Origin of the sequence: Psychroflexus tropicus DSM 15496, assembly GCF_000378765.1 — a bacterium.
Lineage (GTDB): Bacteria > Bacteroidota > Bacteroidia > Flavobacteriales > Flavobacteriaceae > Psychroflexus > Psychroflexus tropicus.
In genome coordinates this window covers 146,116-162,815 of the sequence record NZ_KB905345.1, presented here as the reverse complement: position 1 = coordinate 162,815, position 16,700 = coordinate 146,116, and the positions used below count along the sequence as shown (strand labels likewise).

General features: G+C 35.7%; 16 protein-coding genes and 1 pseudogene. 8 read left to right on the top strand and 9 right to left on the bottom strand.

What is annotated here, in order from left to right; all coding sequences use genetic code 11:
* Nucleotides 1-30: 30 nt before the first annotated feature.
* From F598_RS0111850 to F598_RS15830, 5 genes and pseudogenes are all read left to right on the top strand, one after another.
* Nucleotides 31-1,371, top strand: a complete 1,341-nt coding sequence (locus F598_RS0111850) for a S8 family peptidase (protein WP_019039278.1) — start codon at nucleotides 31-33, stop codon at nucleotides 1,369-1,371.
* Complete coding sequence (locus F598_RS0111845) at nucleotides 1,361-2,878, top strand: T9SS type A sorting domain-containing protein (protein ID WP_019039277.1); 1,518 nt, start codon at nucleotides 1,361-1,363, stop codon at nucleotides 2,876-2,878. The genes F598_RS0111850 and F598_RS0111845 overlap by 11 nt, the downstream gene beginning before the upstream one ends.
* A gap of 5 nt (nucleotides 2,879-2,883) precedes the next feature.
* Nucleotides 2,884-3,594 carry a T9SS type A sorting domain-containing protein gene (locus tag F598_RS0111840; RefSeq protein ID WP_019039276.1) on the top strand — a complete coding sequence of 237 codons (711 nt, stop codon included), beginning with the start codon at nucleotides 2,884-2,886 and terminating at the stop codon, nucleotides 3,592-3,594.
* 351 nt (nucleotides 3,595-3,945) lie between these two features.
* Nucleotides 3,946-4,215 (top strand): hypothetical protein, encoded by a 270-nt coding sequence (locus F598_RS0111835; RefSeq protein WP_019039275.1) that lies wholly within the window; start codon nucleotides 3,946-3,948, stop codon nucleotides 4,213-4,215.
* Nucleotides 4,216-4,236: 21 nt separating this feature from the next.
* Nucleotides 4,237-4,326 (top strand): annotated as a pseudogene (locus tag F598_RS15830) (T9SS type A sorting domain-containing protein); the annotation flags it as partial.
* An 84-nt stretch (nucleotides 4,327-4,410) separates the two neighbouring features.
* Here the strand turns inward: F598_RS15830 and msrA are convergent.
* From msrA to F598_RS0111820, 3 genes are all read right to left on the bottom strand, one after another.
* Nucleotides 4,411-5,061: a peptide-methionine (S)-S-oxide reductase MsrA gene (gene msrA / locus F598_RS0111830; protein WP_019039274.1), complete on the bottom strand. Its 651-nt coding sequence runs from the start codon at nucleotides 5,059-5,061 to the stop codon at nucleotides 4,411-4,413.
* Between the two features lie 119 nt (nucleotides 5,062-5,180).
* Nucleotides 5,181-5,963: a zinc ribbon domain-containing protein gene (locus F598_RS0111825; RefSeq protein WP_026302694.1), complete on the bottom strand. Its 783-nt coding sequence runs from the start codon at nucleotides 5,961-5,963 to the stop codon at nucleotides 5,181-5,183.
* A gap of 2 nt (nucleotides 5,964-5,965) precedes the next feature.
* Entirely contained in the window at nucleotides 5,966-7,060 is a 1,095-nt protein-coding gene (locus F598_RS0111820) for a Nif3-like dinuclear metal center hexameric protein (protein WP_019039272.1), read from the bottom strand.
* A gap of 49 nt (nucleotides 7,061-7,109) precedes the next feature.
* On the opposite strand from F598_RS0111820, the gene lpxK reads away from it, so the two are divergent.
* Nucleotides 7,110-8,108, top strand: a complete 999-nt coding sequence (gene lpxK / locus F598_RS0111815; RefSeq protein ID WP_026302693.1) for a tetraacyldisaccharide 4'-kinase — start codon at nucleotides 7,110-7,112, stop codon at nucleotides 8,106-8,108.
* A 97-nt stretch (nucleotides 8,109-8,205) separates the two neighbouring features.
* Entirely contained in the window at nucleotides 8,206-8,457 is a 252-nt protein-coding gene (locus F598_RS0111810; RefSeq protein WP_019039270.1) for a type B 50S ribosomal protein L31, read from the top strand.
* A gap of 149 nt (nucleotides 8,458-8,606) precedes the next feature.
* Here F598_RS0111810 and F598_RS0111805 read toward each other — a convergent pair whose 3' ends face one another.
* From F598_RS0111805 to F598_RS0111780, 6 genes are all read right to left on the bottom strand, one after another.
* Nucleotides 8,607-10,835 carry an NADP-dependent isocitrate dehydrogenase gene (locus F598_RS0111805; RefSeq protein ID WP_019039269.1) on the bottom strand — a complete coding sequence of 743 codons (2,229 nt, stop codon included), beginning with the start codon at nucleotides 10,833-10,835 and terminating at the stop codon, nucleotides 8,607-8,609.
* Nucleotides 10,836-10,994: 159 nt separating this feature from the next.
* Nucleotides 10,995-11,345, bottom strand: coding sequence for a 50S ribosomal protein L19 (rplS, locus tag F598_RS0111800; protein ID WP_019039268.1), 351 nt, complete (start codon nucleotides 11,343-11,345; stop codon nucleotides 10,995-10,997).
* 103 nt (nucleotides 11,346-11,448) lie between these two features.
* Entirely contained in the window at nucleotides 11,449-12,132 is a 684-nt protein-coding gene (gene trmD / locus F598_RS0111795; RefSeq protein WP_019039267.1) for a tRNA (guanosine(37)-N1)-methyltransferase TrmD, read from the bottom strand.
* A 3-nt stretch (nucleotides 12,133-12,135) separates the two neighbouring features.
* The gene (locus F598_RS0111790; protein WP_019039266.1) at nucleotides 12,136-13,437 is read right to left on the bottom strand and encodes an MFS transporter; all 1,302 of its coding nucleotides are present in this window, start codon (nucleotides 13,435-13,437) and stop codon (nucleotides 12,136-12,138) included.
* A complete protein-coding gene (locus F598_RS0111785) occupies nucleotides 13,438-14,043 on the bottom strand; it encodes a DUF465 domain-containing protein (protein ID WP_019039265.1) in 606 nt (201 codons plus the stop codon).
* Nucleotides 14,044-14,229: 186 nt separating this feature from the next.
* Nucleotides 14,230-15,681 carry a glyceraldehyde-3-phosphate dehydrogenase gene (locus F598_RS0111780; protein ID WP_019039264.1) on the bottom strand — a complete coding sequence of 484 codons (1,452 nt, stop codon included), beginning with the start codon at nucleotides 15,679-15,681 and terminating at the stop codon, nucleotides 14,230-14,232.
* Between the two features lie 220 nt (nucleotides 15,682-15,901).
* Between F598_RS0111780 and F598_RS0111775 the strand changes: the two genes are divergently transcribed.
* Nucleotides 15,902-16,540, top strand: a complete 639-nt coding sequence (locus tag F598_RS0111775; protein WP_019039263.1) for a MarC family protein — start codon at nucleotides 15,902-15,904, stop codon at nucleotides 16,538-16,540.
* The last annotated feature ends 160 nt before the right edge of the window (nucleotides 16,541-16,700 follow it).

Here is a 16,700-nt window from a genome sequence, read left to right as displayed (position 1 = left end):
TCGCCTAACTTTACTCAAAACTAGTTAATTATGAAACAACTATCCACAATTTCGAAGAAATTTTTTATCTATTTAATTTTATTCTTCACTTACTATTCATACTCGCAGGAGTATAAAGAATATTACATTGTAGAAAAAACTTTAGGAGCATTATCCTCTCAAAGTAAATCTTTAAATGCTGACGGCTCTCTGTCATTAATTTTTCAAGACACAGACTTTGAAAATTATTTAGCTTCCAAAAAGGTTTATAAATATGAAAAAGCTTTCTCAGGGATAATGACAGACCTATTAGAAAGAACTTATATTATTCAAATAGATAAACAAGCAGACTTAGAAAATTTATCCCATTTAAGTGCTGTAGATTTTATTGAATTTATTCCAGAACCTCTGTTACTGGAACACCCTAATGATTTTGAAACTAGCAGCTTATATCCAGACGGCATACAATCTAGTGCTTTAGATTTAGTAAGGGCACCATTTGCCTGGCAAGTTACCAAAGGGGATGATCCCAACGTGATGATTGGGATCGTAGATAATACAGTCAATATCAGTCATGAAGATTTAGCTGACAACATTTTTTTGAATGTAGGTACATCCACTACAAATCCTTCACACGGTACCCGGGTTGCAGGATATGCATCTGCCGCATCCGATAATGGGATTGGTGTAGCTTCAATAGGATTTAATACTAAATTAGTAACTTCAAATGGTAGAACACCCAGAGTACATGAAATTGCACAAATACCAGGTGTAAGAGTAATTAATACAGCATGGGTCTCAAGTTGTCCTAATGAGAGACGAGTCGATAGAGAGGTTTATCGACAAGTCTGGGAAGATTTCGGAGTTATAGTAGTATCTGCGGCAAGTAATGGAAACTTACAAAATACTTGTGATGGTAATCCTTCGACTCTTGTATACCCTGCTGCTTACCAGCATACCGTTTCTGTATCTTCCGTAAGTTCTACTTATGAAAGAGTATTTATGTTAGAGGATTCTCAAGGTCAATTTGGAGCCTTATGGAATGATCTGCATGAACCAGATCTTAGAAATCCAGGAGTAACTCATCAGCATAACGCTAAAGTTGACCTTGTGGCTCCTGGATACGATGTACCTGGAAATATAGATCATGATAATGGATTTTATCGCTATGGTACTGGTACTTCGTATGCTTCACCACAAGTTTCTGCAGCTGTAGCACTGATCTTAAGTGTTAATACTTCACTTACACCAGATGAAGTGAAAGATATTCTGTTAAGTACCACCGATGATATTTATTGGATACCACAAAATCAACCTTATGTAGGTTTGTTAGGCTCTGGACGACTTAATGTGTTTAGAGCGGTTAAAAAAAGCGCAATGCATGATTTCTGAAGATGAACCAGAACTTGATTTAATGATTGGAGATTCCCAAAAGGATTTAGGGATTGAACCCAATACAGAAACTCCAAGAATGTGGGAAAGCTCAGATATATGGATTAGAAACCAAGATGATGGTAAATTATATCCGATTCACCAAAACCCAACTTACCAAAATGGAAATGGGCTTAATTATGTTTACGTAAGAGTTAGAAATTTAGGTTGCCAAACCTCTAGTGGAGCTGACACAGTAAGTCTCAACTGGGCTAAAGCCAACACAGCCTTGAATTGGCCAGAACATTGGGATGGTTCTCTAGTTGTTAGAGGTGTGACCATGGGAGGTTATATTGGCGAGGTTAACATTCCGTCATTAGAACCAGGAGAAGAAACCGTTGTTAAGATACCCTGGAATGTCCCTAATCCAGATGATTATTCTGGTATTAATGAAAATCCCTGGCATTTTTGTTTGATCGCTAAAGTTAATTCGATAGACGACCCTTTGTCATCTCCAGAGACGTCTAATCCTAATATCATGGTAAGGAATAACAATAATTTAGCCTGGAAAAATGTAAGTATTGTCGAGATTGACCCAGATAATACACTCGATGGATCACTAAGTGAAAAAATAACGGTAGCCGTTGGTGTAACCAATCCATTAAGTTCTCAAGAAAACTATGACTTTGAATTTTTCGCAGAAACTAACGAGAGTGGAAAAACCATCTATGATGAAGCAGACTTAAGCATTGACATGGATAGTGTTTTTTATAGTGCTTGGGCAGCCGGAGGAAACCAAAACAATGGTCTTACAAATTATGCAGTGAACCAAAAACAATTAGTAACTGCCAATAATGCTATACTTAGCGATGTTGAATTACAAGCTCAATCATACGCAACACTCAGCTTAACATTTAATTTTTTAGTGAAAGAACTTACAGATAAAAGACATTTTAAATACCACCTTATTCAAAAAAATTCGTCTACAGGAGAGGTTATTGGCGGTGAAACCTTTTATATCCAAAAGAAAAACAGAGAATCCTTTTCTGCTATTGCCCAGCAAAGTCCATCAAATATAGACAATACATCTATAACCCTAACAGCAGAACAAATTTTTGAAGCCGCCATTTACAATTGGTATGATTCTGACGGGAATTTGATTTACTCAGGACAAAACTTTGAAGTGACCCCAGATATCACTAAAATCTACAAACTTGAAGTTATTGCAGAGAAAGATGGTTTTAAAGATTATACTGATATTGTTGTACAAGGCATTCCAATTGAAATCAAAAGTTTATCTCCAAACCCTGCCACTCAAAATGTCCAAGTCAATTACCATGTAGCTAGCGATTCTTCATCATATTTAATTCTAACAGACTTGAGTAATGCCCAATCCAATAACTATATATTGAACTCGAACGCCTCTGAACTAACTATTGACCTTTCCAATTTTCAAGCTGGTACTTATGCCATTACTTTAGTATCTAATGGAAATGTGATTGAATCTAAAAATCTAATTAAAAACTAATCCCTATGAAAACTTTTAAATTCTTACTTTTTACCCTGATAGTATATTCATTTCAAACTAAAGCCCAAACCCAGGATCTCCTGGACAATACCTGGTACTTGGAGAAGGTAGTCATTGTTGGCGATGATATATTTGTTCCTAGTCTTGGCTCAACGCCAATAGCATATGCAGAATTTAATTCTGATTTTTTATTCACAGAATATTGTAATTCTTTATTTGCGGATATTCAATATAGCGATAATATGAATTTTACTCTTTCTGGGCAAGGATTAACTTTTGAAGGATGTTTTGTTGAAGAGTATGATGCTTTTGATACAATTTACTATAATAATTTTTTTGGTTTTGTAGAAGGATTTTTTCAACCTTTCACTTACGAAATCACACAAGAATCTTTCACACTTAAAAAACTAACGATCACCAATACTAATGGAGACCAGGCAGTGTATTTTTCACAAACCTTATCTATTCAAGATGAAAACGAATTTGCTTCAGTACAACTCTATCCTAATCCCGCTCAAAACAAATTTTCGATAGAGAGTGACTTGAGTATTGAGCAAGTTAAAATCTATACCCTTACAGGTAAGGTTGTAGCGAAATTTCATTCAGAACCAAAATCATCCACCTATGATATTTCTTTTTTATTGAGTGGAATCTATTTTGTTGAAGTCACATCATTAGAGGGTAAAAAGACAGTGACAAAACTGATTAAAAACTAATCCTTATGAAAACCTTAAATCTTATATTATTTTGCTTCTTATTAAGTTCAATTCAACTCAAAGCACAATCTCAAGATCTCGTCGACAATACTTGGTATTTAGAAAAAATAGTAATTAATGACATTGAGTTTTTACACCAGATAATGAAGAAATCAATCAAGTTACTTTAGAGTTTGAAGTTGATTTTATTAATTCATTTCCATTACCATCTGTATGCTTTGGTTACACTGGCGAAATTATATTTGAGAATAATTCTAATTCATTTTCAACTGATGATGCTTCTCCTACATTCCCTGAATGCACTCTTCAAGAAAATATTGATTTTTATACACAGTACATAGATGAATACTTTTGGTTAGATTTTGGCAATGTTACTCAAGTTTTATCTTCGAAATCACTGAAGAATCTCCTACGCTTAAAAAACTAACGATCACCAACACCAACGAGGATCGGGCAGTGTATTATTCAGAAACTTTATCCATTCAAGATGAAAATGAATTTCGTTCTCTAAAACTTTACCCTAACCCAGCACAGAATAAATTTTCAATTGAAAGCAACGTAAATATCGAGAAAATTAAAATTTATACCCTTATTGGTAAGGATATAGCAGAATTTCAGTAAGAAACTGAGTTATCTACCTTCGATATTTCCTTTTTATCTTCTGGAGTTTATATTGTTGAAATATCATCTGCTAGCGGAATGAAAACTGTAAAAAAGCTGATTAAAAACTAATCCTAATGTTGTAATATATAAATTAGAACATTACATAAATTAAAAAGCCGTTCCTGAATTAATAGGGATGGCTTTTTTTGATGCTTAGCGTTCTGATTTTGGCTTAAGGAGTTCTGGAAATCTCACTTTAAACCGAGTATACCTAGGGACAGAAACATTTCTGATGTAAGGGTTGTTAGGATTATTAACTTTATAATCCTGATGGTATTCTTCTGCCATCCAGAATTTATCAAATTCCTTGACTTCTGCAGCTATTGGTCTATCGTAGTCTTTTGAGAGGGCTTCTACTTTTTGCTCAATAATTTCCTTTTCATCCGCATTTTGGTAGAAGATAATAGAGCGGTATTGAGAACCTATGTCTGGTCCCTGTCCGTTTTGTTGAGTGACATCCTGTGAGCCAAAATAAACGTCGACTAAAGTGCTAAAGCTTACCACTTCTGGGTCGTAAATCACCTCCACAGCTTCAGCATGCCCCGTTCTTCCCGTGTTGCTGGATTCATAGGTTGGATTCTTAGTATGACCACCTGAGTAACCAGAGAACACTTCTTCTACGCCTTTTACGCTTTCATAAATGGTTTCTACACACCAAAAACATCCGCTAGCAAAATAGGCTCTTTCGTATTTTTCATCATCAAAATTTTCTGAGGCAATTTCACTAGGCGACTTTGAGTTTTGTGCTTTCCCGCAACTCACAAAGAGGATTGAAAGTAAGGTTAAATGCAATAATGATTTCATGTTTTTTATTTCAAAAGTAGGGGATTATGCAAATGACATCCATTAAGAGCTAGTTAAAATTTAGACATTAAAAAAGCTCAAGTTTTTACTTGAGCTTTTTTAATTATTTGGTCTAGTGCTTACGCTAGTTTAGTAAACATCTTTTCCATTTTTTCTTCTTCTTCTTTAGCGAGTTCCTGGTCGACAAGAATTCGTCCACTGTGTTCGTCGATGATCACTTTACGTCTGGCAGCGATTTCAACCTGAACTTGTGGTGGGATAGTGAAGAAAGATCCTCCAGAGGCTCCACGTTCAATTGTCACTACAGCCATTCCATTCTTAACGTTCTTACGAATTCTGTTATAAGCTTTTACCAGACGCTCTTCAATATCTTTCTTGAACTTTTCAGATTTTTCCGCTAAAGCTGTTTCTTCTTTTTCGGTCTCTTTTAAAATATTGTCCAACTCAGATTTTTTGTGGTCCAAGTGATTTTGACGTTCAGCTAACTTTTCCTTGGTTTCTTCAATTACAGCTGTTTTGTGCTCGATTTGAGCTCCATATTCACGGATATGCTTTTGAGCTAATTCAATTTCTAATTCCTGAAACTCAATCTCTTTGGTTAACGCATCAAACTCTCTGTTATTTCTAACATTGTCTTGCTGTCCTTTGTATTTTTTGATCATAGCTTCTGCTTCTACTATGAACTGCTTTTTGTCTTTTATCTTTTCTTCAGTGACGGTTAGATCAGACTCCAACTTTTCAATTCTTTTGGTAAGACCGGCCACTTCATCTTCCAAATCTTCCACTTCAAGAGGTAGCTCACCTCGCATATTTCTTATTTCGTCAATACGTGAGTCTATTAGTTGTAAATCGTATAAAGCTCTTAATTTTTGCTCTACAGTAACCTCTTTTTTCTTTGCCATAATCAATAGTATTGAATGGGGTTGGTATTAATATTAGATAAAACGAGTGCAAAATTAGGGAATTTTTTTGTAAGAAAAGCATGGATTAAATCTTTTGTATACTGTTCACTCTCATAATGGCCTATATCGGCTAGAATGATTTGATTTTCAGCTTTATAAAAGTCATGGTATTTCAAATCTGCTGTAATGTACAGATCAGCTTTAGCTGCTTTTGCTTTATCGATGGCAAAAGCGCCGCTTCCTCCTAATACTGCTATTCGTTTTATAGGTTGATCATTCAACTCTGAATGTCTTATGCATTTTGTTTTAAAAACTGATTTTACAAACGATAAGACTTCTGTGATACCCAACGGTGTTTCCAATTCACCCACCATGCCAATCCCTCTGTTTTGATCCAGGTTTTCCAGGGTTTCTACCTCATAGGCTACTTCTTCATAAGGATGGCTATCAAAAAGAGCATTCAAAATACTTGATTCTAAATGAGAGGAAAAAGTCATATTGATCTGAATTTCCTTTTCAAACTGAGTTTCACCAGGCTTACCAAGAGTAGGGTTGGAGTTCTCATTTCCATTGAAGGTGCCAATCCCTTCCAAGTTAAAACTACAAAAATCGTAATTGCCTATACTTCCTCCACCAGCTTCAAAGAGAGCATTTCTGACCTTTTCTGCATCATTTACAGGAACATAAGTCGTTAATTTTTTGATGGTTTTTTGCTTTGGTATGAGTACCGAAGTATTCTTGAGGCCTAGTTTTTTACACATCATGGCATTGACTCCATGAGACACATTGTCTAAAGCTGTATGCATTGCATAAATCGCAATATCATGTTTAATGGCCTTATACACAACACGCTCGACGTAGGTCTTATTATTGAGTTTTTTTAAGCCTGAAAATATAATGGGATGAAAACTAATAATAAGGTTGCAATTTTCTGCTATGGCTTCATCCACTACACTTTCCAGGGTGTCCAGGGTAATCAATACGCCATTTACCTTCATTGTTTTTTCCCCAACTAATAAGCCTGTATTGTCGAAGTCTTCAGCATATTGTGTTGGAGATAACTCTTCAATAGCTTCAATAAAATCGTTTACTATCATCAAAAAAAATGTTTTAAAGTCTAAATTTAAAAATTATAATTTCGCAGTCATGAAATATCTACGTTATTTACTCTTTCCGTTTTCAGTTCTCTATGGCTGCGTGATGTCTTTGCGTAATTATTTGTACAATATAGAGGTTTTAAAATCGAAAGCCTACTCTGTCCCTGTTCTTTGTGTTGGTAACCTGAATACTGGAGGCACCGGAAAATCACCGATGATAGAATTACTGATTAGAACTTTACATCCTAATTATAAAATAGCGACTTTAAGTAGAGGATATAAGCGAAAAACCTCTGGATTTCTGGAAGTATCAAGCTCCCATACGAGCTCAGAAGTAGGGGATGAGCCGCTTCAGTTTAAATTGAATTTCCCTGAATTAATTGTCGCTGTAGATGAAAATCGGCAAAGAGGTATCGAGTCCTTACAAGAGCTATATCCTGATTTAGAAGTGATTTTGCTAGATGATGCCTTTCAGCATAGAAAAGTAAGGCCGAAGGCATCTATTCTTCTTACCACGTTTGAGGATTTATATACCAGAGATTTTGTTTTGCCAACAGGCAATCTAAGGGAGTTTCAGACTGGTGCTAAACGGGCAGACTTAATCATCGTGACCAAATGTCCCAAATCTTTGACATCAGATGAACAGTTGAAGATTAAAAACCAACTCAACCCTAAGCCTTATCAACAACTTTTGTTTTCTACAATAGATTATTCTGATTATGTATTGAGTCAAGATCACAAGGAGCTACTTGAAAACTTTGATGACTTTACCTTAGTCACTGGAATTGCTAATCCAAAGCCACTCGTAAGCCATTTGAAGTCATTGAATAAACATTTCGATCATCTTGAATATGGGGATCACCATGAATTTTCTGAAAAGGATTTGAATTTACTTCAGCAAAAAGAAGTTATTCTTACTACTCAAAAAGATTATATGCGACTTAAAGCAAAACTGGATAAAAAGCAGCTATATTACCTTCCTATACAGACTAAGATTTTAGATCAACCCGAAGCCCTTGAAAATTTCCTGAATGAAAGCCTAGTTTAGACCCTAAAAATCTTGTATAAATTCTAATTAATTGTTTGTGTAATATAATCTTTTAGTTAAATTTGCAACCTGAAATAAATTAAGTAAAGACGTTACGATGAAAAAGGGAATACATCCAGAAAATTATAGATTAGTAGCATTTAAAGATATGTCTAACGATGATGTATTTTTAACTAAATCTACGGCTCAAACCAAAGAAACTATCGAACTTGATGGTAGTGAATATCCTTTAATTAAACTTGAGATCTCAAGAACATCTCATCCTTTTTATACTGGTAAGACTAAGCTTGTAGATAGTGCAGGACGTATCGATAAGTTCAAGAACAAATACAAGAAATTCAAGAAATAAAAATCGTTATATTATAGTTTTTAATATTAAGCCTTCTTTTCAAGAAGGCTTTTTTTATATCCCATTTTTAGCAAATGTGCATAAAATAAAAAAGCCCTCAAGATATAATCCTAAGGGCTATTTCAATCGAATGATTTAATATCGATTTTTTATCTTTCGTCTACAATAGAATTTAAGGTAGCACTAGGTCTCATTTTTGTAGTCACAATATCCTCATCAGGGAAATAATATCCGTTGATTTCCTGTGCATCTCCCTGAGCCTTTAAGAGCTCCTCGCTAATCTGATCTTTATGCTCTTCTAAGTAGTTGGATACTTTTTCAAATTCAGATTTCAGGCTTTTATCTTCGTCCTGTTCTGCTAGAGCTTTAGCCCAGTACAATGCCAAGTAGAAATGAGTTCCTCTGTTATCGATCTCATTCACTTTTCGAGAAGGAGATTTATCGTTTTTTAAATACTGACTGTTTGCTGTATTTAGGGTTTTAGCGATCACTTTTGCTTTGTCATTGTTGGTTTTATCTGCAATATCCTCAATAGACACAGCTAAAGCCAAAAATTCTCCTAAAGAATCCCATCTTAAATGGCCTTCCTTGACAAATTGCTGGACGTGCTTTGGAGCAGAACCCCCTGCACCTGTTTCATAAAGGCCACCGCCAGCAAGTAATGGAACGATAGATAACATCTTGGCACTGGTTCCTAGTTCTAAGATTGGGAATAAATCGGTTAGATAATCTCTTAAAACGTTTCCGGTTACAGAGATCGTATCTTTTCCTGCTTTTACTCTTTCCAATGTATACTGCATTGCCTCTTTTGGACTCATGATTTGAATATCAGCACCTGTTAAGTCATGATCCTTCAAATAAGTGTGTACTTTTTGAATCAAATTGCTGTCATGAGCTCTATTCTCATCCAACCAAAAGATAGCTGGATTTCCAGTATTTTTTGCACGTTTTACCGCAAGACCTACCCAATCTTTTATAGGTAAATCTTTGGTTTGACACATTCTCCAGATATCTCCTTCTTCCACTTCATGAGACATCAAGGCATGTCCTTCATTATCTAAGACATCAACTCTTCCTTCTTTAGGAATGATAAAAGTTTTGTCATGAGAACCGTACTCTTCTGCTTTTTTAGCCATCAAGCCAACATTAGAAACATTACCCATGGTCTTGACATCAAAAGCGCCGTGTTTTTGACAAAAGTCAATGACTTGTTGATATATTCCAGCATAACTACGATCTGGAATAACAGCCTTCATGTCTTGAGTCTCGTCATTTTTGTTCCACATCTTTCCGCCAGACTTCATCGCCGCCGGCATTGAAGCATCTATAATGACATCACTAGGCACGTGAAGGTTGGTAATCCCTTTAGATGAATCCACCATAGCTAAATCTGCTTTCTGCTCGTAAATAGCATCGAGATCATTCAGAATAGCTTTAGCCTTTTTTTCTGGAAGTTCTGATATTTTGTTGTAGACATCGCCTAAACCGTTGGTTGGATCTACACCTATAGACTTAAATTCTGATTCGTATTTATTGAAAACCTCTTCAAAGAATACAGTTACCGCGTGACCAAATATAACAGGATCTGATACTTTCATCATCGTAGCCTTCAAGTGAATTGAGAATAACACTCCTTTTTCTTTAGCATCCTTGATTTCTTCGGCTAAGAACTTTCTCAAGGCTTTTTTGTTCATTACTGAAGCGTCGATAACTTCATCTTTCTCTAGTGGTGTACTCTCTTTTAGAGTCGTACTGTTACCTTCTTTATCAAAGTGAACAATTCTTACATCGTTCTTAGCTTTCATGACGACAGATTTCTCACTACCGTAAAAATCACCCTCAGACATGGCAGATACGTGTGACTTAGAGTCATCACTCCATTCAGCGAGTCTATGCGGGTGAGCTTGAGCGTATTCTTTAACAGGTTGGGCTACTCGTCGATCTGAGTTTCCTTCTCTCAATACTGGATTTACTGCACTACCCAGTACTTTAGCATATCTCTTTTTGATAGTTTCTTCATCTTCATTTTTAGGATCTTCCGGGAAATCTGGTACCTTGTAACCTTTACTTTGCAATTCTTTAATGGCTGCTGTAAGTTGAGGAACAGAAGCGCTGATATTAGGTAATTTGATGATGTTAGCCTCTGGTGTTTTTGCAAGTTTTCCTAAGTAAGCTAAGTGATCTTCTATTTTTTGATCTTCAGTTAAATAATCACTGAAGTTGGCTAAAATTCTTGCTGCCAAAGAAATATCTCTAGATTCGATATTTATTCCTGCACTTTCTGTAAATCTTCTTACGATTGGTAAGAATGAATAGGTTGCTAATGCGGGTGCTTCATCGGTTTTGGTATAAATAATCTTGGTACTAAGATCTCCCATATTTTAATTTATATTTTTTAATTGTGTTCGAAAAAATTAACTCTCAAAGATAAAGATTAGACTAATAATAACCTTAAAGTTTAGGTTATAACCCTGTTAAAAACAAGAAAACCTTCTATCAAATATGAAAGAAGGCTTCTTTGTTTTAAAGAGATTAACTTAATTAACTCTTTTTTCTTTAATTCTTGCTTTTTTACCAGTCAATTCTCTGAAGTAATAAATTCTGGCACGTCTAACGCTACCTCTTTTATTAATTTCAATTTTCTGAATGGCTGGCATGTTGATAGGGAATATTTTTTCTACTCCTACAGTTCCACTCATTTTACGAATGGTGAATGTTTTTGAAACACCAGAACCTTTAACTTGTATCACCACTCCTTTGAAGAACTGAGTACGAGTTTTCTGACCTTCTTTAATTTCGTAATACACAGTGATAGTATCACCTGAAGAAAACTCTGGAAAGTCTTTCTTTTCTACGAATTCGTCCTGAACAAATTTTACTAAATCCATTTTATTTTAGTTTTTGCTTTTACCTGAACCAACATTCACGGATTTCGTCAGAGGTTGATTTAGCGAATGCAAAATTAATCAAAAAATAAATATGTACAAGTTTCTAGTCGTTTTCTTCCAATAAATCTGGACGTCTGTTTTGAGTTCTTTCTAAGGCTTTCTCATCTCTCCACTCATCAATTTTCCTCTGATGCCCGCTTAATAGTATTTTTGGAACCTCCAAACCCTTATAATTAGCAGGTCTGGTGTAAATGGGTGGGGATAGAAGATTATCCTGGAAAGCATCTGTAAGCGCAGAAGTCTCATTACCCAAAACGCCTGGAATAAGCCTTATTATAGAGTCGCAAAGTACTGCAGCAGCGAGCTCACCTCCAGATAAAACGTAATCTCCAATAGAAATTTCTTTAGTAACAAAGAGATCCCTTACTCTTTGATCGACCCCTTTGTAATGCCCGCAGAGAAGAATTAAGTTACCTTTTAAAGATAACGTATTGGCCATCACCTGATTTAATACTTCCCCATCAGGAGTGAGGTAGATCACTTCATCATAATCTCTTTCAGACTTCAATTTGGTAATGCATTTATCGATTGGTTCTACCATCATGACCATTCCAGCTCCTCCACCGTATTGATAATCATCGACTTGCTTATAATTTGAATTGGTATAATCTCTCAGATTATGAAAATGAATTTCAACTAAACCCTTTTCTATGGCTCGCTTTAAAATGGAGGCCTCAAAAGGACTTTTAAGTAAGTCTGGAACTACGGTGATTATATCTATTCTCATATTCTAGACCTCTTTTAATTTGAAACTTAGTAAAATACACCCCACCAATAATAATAGAAAAAACCAAAATTGATAAGTAAGTCCAAAATACTCTGCAACGATTCCAAAGGATGCTGCAAAAATAGTAAATAAGCCAATTAACGTATTGGCTACTGAAACATAAGTAGGACGCTCGTCTTCTGGTGCATAGTCAACTAAATACGTCTTTCTGCTTAGTCTTGCACCAGTGTAAGCGATGCCGTTAAGCAAGATGACTGGAATAAACGCATAGAAATTCAGTAAGTCATGATCAACATAAATAAATACCAAAGCGTACAAAATACTCACTATTGATAATCCAGCTGAAATTCGCATAAGCAGAAGACTAGAACGATCGGCTAACCTGCCCCATAGTGGACTACTGAGTACCTGAGCAAGGCTCCCAATTAAAATGATTACTCCGAGAAAATTCCAGTTTTCTTCACTTACCTTTTTAGCTAAAATGATAAAGAAAGGGGATAAGAGAGGAATGGTCATGAGTAAAGCTCGGGTGATAATGAAATTTCGGTAAGACGTATCAGTTTTTAGTAGGCTTTTCCCAGTCTTAAGCTCTTCTATAGGCGTTCTGCCTCCCTCGGTAGCGCCTGGTTGTTCTTTTATAGCTTTGAATAGTAACGAAGCTGTAATCCATAACAATCCAGCTAGGGCGAATAGGCTAGAGTAAAGCCATTTGCTTTCCTGATCTTTGAGTATAAATACTAATATACCTCCGGCAACTAAAGCTAAAGCACCTCCAATCGTAGATCTGTAACTCAACATCTGACCTCGCTTACCTTTGGGTACTGTTTTTCCTGAGACATCCTTAAAGCTCACAGAGCCCACCCCTGAAGCTATGCTAAATAAGAGAAGCAAAGCAACAATACCATAACTGATGATCAAACTGTCATCTAGCGTAAAAAGTAATACAGCAGAAAGTAGTAGACAAAAGCCTTGAGTTAAGCCGGCACCTACCCAATAAGGTTTTCGCTCTGGTTTCGCCCTAAGTTTTCCACTGATGAGCAGTTGTGGTAAAAGAGAACCTACGTCTTTGATAGGGACAAGCATACCGATTAAAAAAAGAGGAGCTCCAAGATAACTCAAGATCCAGGGTAGGGTGAGTCCAGGGCTGATTAATTTTTCAGCTAATTTGGTTAGGCTGCCGTTGAGGACGTTAAGGGTAAAATTTTTAGGAATACTACTGCACTGAGAATCAGGAATAGCTTCACAAGATCGTGTTTCTGAATCCTCAGTCAAAAACTCATAAAATTCCTCGCTGAGTTCAGACATTTATTTGCCTTTATTCAGTTTTTGATTTTTATTCTTTTCGTCTTGTAGCTGTCTTCCTAATTTTTGCTGTTTCTCCAAGGCAACACGTTTGTAATTTTCGTAATCAGCATCCAGATTTTTAAGATTTTGCTTTGCTTCTTTAGTCAATAAGTTACTTCTATTGAATTTGAAGATAAAAAATAAGAGTAAGACAATGAGCACCCCTATGATCGACCAAACCAGTGTGTTGTATCCAGATTTTGAAAACGCCATGCCAAGAAAAAGAATTTCGTCTTTTTCATTTTGAAGATTGGTGAGTTCTGTATTTAAACCAGAGACTTCCTTTTTCAAGGATTGAATCTGTTGATCCTGAGATTGGATACTGTCTTTTAATTCTGAAATCTCTGCAGTTAGAGCTTCATACTCTTCAAAAACTCCTCTAATAGCAGAGTTGATTTTCACTTTTTCGATAACCTTGTATTCTTCAAAGTTATTAGCCTTATCAACAACTGTTTTTAATTTCTGAGCTGCTGAAGGTTCCTGTTCCTGAATCTCATCTGAGTTGTCTTGTGCAAAAGATAAACTCGAAAAAAGTAAGGCAAATAAGAGAAAGTGCAATGATTTCATAAAAACAATATTTACCACAAAAGTATTTAAAATGCAATTAATACAGATGTTTTTCAAAAAATAAAATCCTCAAGAATTTGAGGATTTTATAGGTGACCATAAAGGTCGAATAGGATAGCTTTTAATGTAGTCTAATCGGTAAGGCGTTACATCTTTAAAAGCATTTACCAGAGCTGTTTTTTAATTTTAATAATAAGTAAAACGCCTTACTTCAGAAATATATTTCGCGAGACGAATCACCTGATGGCTATACCCAAATTCGTTATCATACCAAATATAAAGGACTACAGAATTTGTATTATCATCTGATATCGTGGCATGGCTGTCAAAAATAGCTGGAGCAGATACTCCTACAATATCAGAAGACACAAGTTCATTGTCTATAGAGTATTTGATTTGTTCGACCAACTCTCCGTTGAGGGCTGCATCTTTTATTTTGGCATTAAGTTCTTCTTTGGAGGTCTTAGTCTTTAAATTCAAATTTAAAATAGCCAAAGACCCATTGGGTACAGGAACTCGAATCGCATTCGAAGTCAATTTACCTTCTAGTTTTGGAAGAGCTTTGGCAACCGCCTTACCAGCACCTGTTTCTGTGATAACCATATTCAAAGCCGCTGCACGGCCTCTTCTGTATTTGTTGTGCATGTTGTCCACCAGATTTTGATCATTGGTGTAGGCATGAATGGTTTCCAGGTGGCCGTGTTCAATTCCGTAGTGATCTTCCACAGCTTTAAGCACTGGAGTAATAGCATTGGTGGTACAGGAAGCCGCAGAAAAAATCGATTCTTTTTTAGGGTCAAAATTCTTATGGTTAACCCCGTGAACAATGTTTGGAACTCCCTTTCCTGGAGCAGTTAATAAGACTTTATCAGCTCCTTTAGAAGATAAGTGTCTCTGCAGGGCCTCCTGATCCCTAAAGGCTCCCGTATTATCTATAATTAATGCTTTATTAATGCCATAAGCGGTGTAATCAATATCCTCAGGCTGATTAGCAGAGATCATTTTCACTGTAGTATCGTTGATGATAAGAGAAGAGTTCTCAAGATCCACTTGAACAGTTCCATTGAAATCTGCGTGAATTGAATCATTTCTCAATAAAGAAGCTCTTTTTTCAAGAATTTCAGGAGTGATTTTGCCACGGGTCACAATAGCTCTAAGCCTCAATTGGTTTCCTTTACCCGTTTTGGCCATGAGTTCTCTTGCCACGAGTCTTCCTATTCTTCCAAATCCGTAGAGAACGACATCTTTTGGAACTATTGAATTGAATTGTTCTGAGGCTTTGAGTTTGTTGGAAAGAAAACTCATCACATTTTGATCGCCATTGCTATTTTGCAAGTACTCAAAAGTCAATTTTCCAATGTCTAATTTTGAAGGGGGAAGATTCAAGTTTTTGATACCCTCAGCAATTTCAGTTGAATCAAAAATGGAGATGGGTTTGTCTACAAATTTTCCAGCGTATTCATGAAGTTTCAGAATTTCACCTACGTTTTTATTGATCAATGAGTTTCTGAATAGAACTAACTCGATGGATTTTTCATACCATAGATCATTGACTATGCTAATGAATTTAACAGATGCACGACGTCTGTCTGCCTGAAACGAAAGTTCCTTTTCATAATTTTGAGATGGATTCTTCACGGATTTGAATTTTTTAAAATTTTCGGCAAAAATAGAAAACTCAATCGTTTTCGCTCTTCTTTTTTCAGGAATAAATTATTAAAAATAGGTTGCTATTTTCATTAAAAAAATGACTTGTAAATTTTAATTAAAATTGTCTATTATTTTGCTTGTGGGTATTGTCAGTCAGAAAATTAAAAATACTTTTGCAAACTTATAAAATGCTTTCAAATAACTAATAATGACAGAGTTAATCGCGTTTGGGGTTTTATCGTTTACAACTTTTTTTACCATTATTAATCCATTAGGAGTTATGCCAATTTTTATGACCATGACTTCAGAACTGGATAAGGAAAGTAGAAAATCGACAGCTAAAAAAGCTATTTTGGCTTCATTTGTTACGATTTTGCTTTTTGCCTTTTCCGGTCAGATTTTATTTAAGTTTTTTGGCATTTCGGTCGACAGCTTTAGAGTGGTAGGAGGTATTATCTTTTTTCTCATGGGCATGGATATGCTGCAAGCCAGGCTGGGGAAAGTAAAAGTCCAGGAATCTGAGATCAAAACCTATGTTAATGACATTTCTATAACGCCCTTGGCCATTCCTATGATTTGTGGCCCTGGAGCCATTACTAATGCTATTGTATTAATGGAAGATGCCGGATCTGTTGAAATGCAAGCCATACTTATAGGAGCTATAGGCCTGGTGATGGGAATTACACTCGCCATTCTATTGAGTGCAGGAAAAATTATAAAACTTCTTGGTCAAACCGGAAACAATGTGTTGATGAGACTCATGGGATTAATCATCATGGTCATCGCCATAGAGTTCTTCCTGAGCGGATTTAAGCCTATTTTTCAGGATATTATCGCTGGAAGCTAGAACTTTAGTAGGAAAGTTTTTGAGTCTGTGAGTCTTTTGGAAAGAAGAATTATAATTGATCTATAATCATATGTAGCTTTAATATAATTTTTAATTGGAAAATTCACCCATTAACCACAATCAACTTCTTCTTCTAATCTCCTAATTCTGATATCTCACT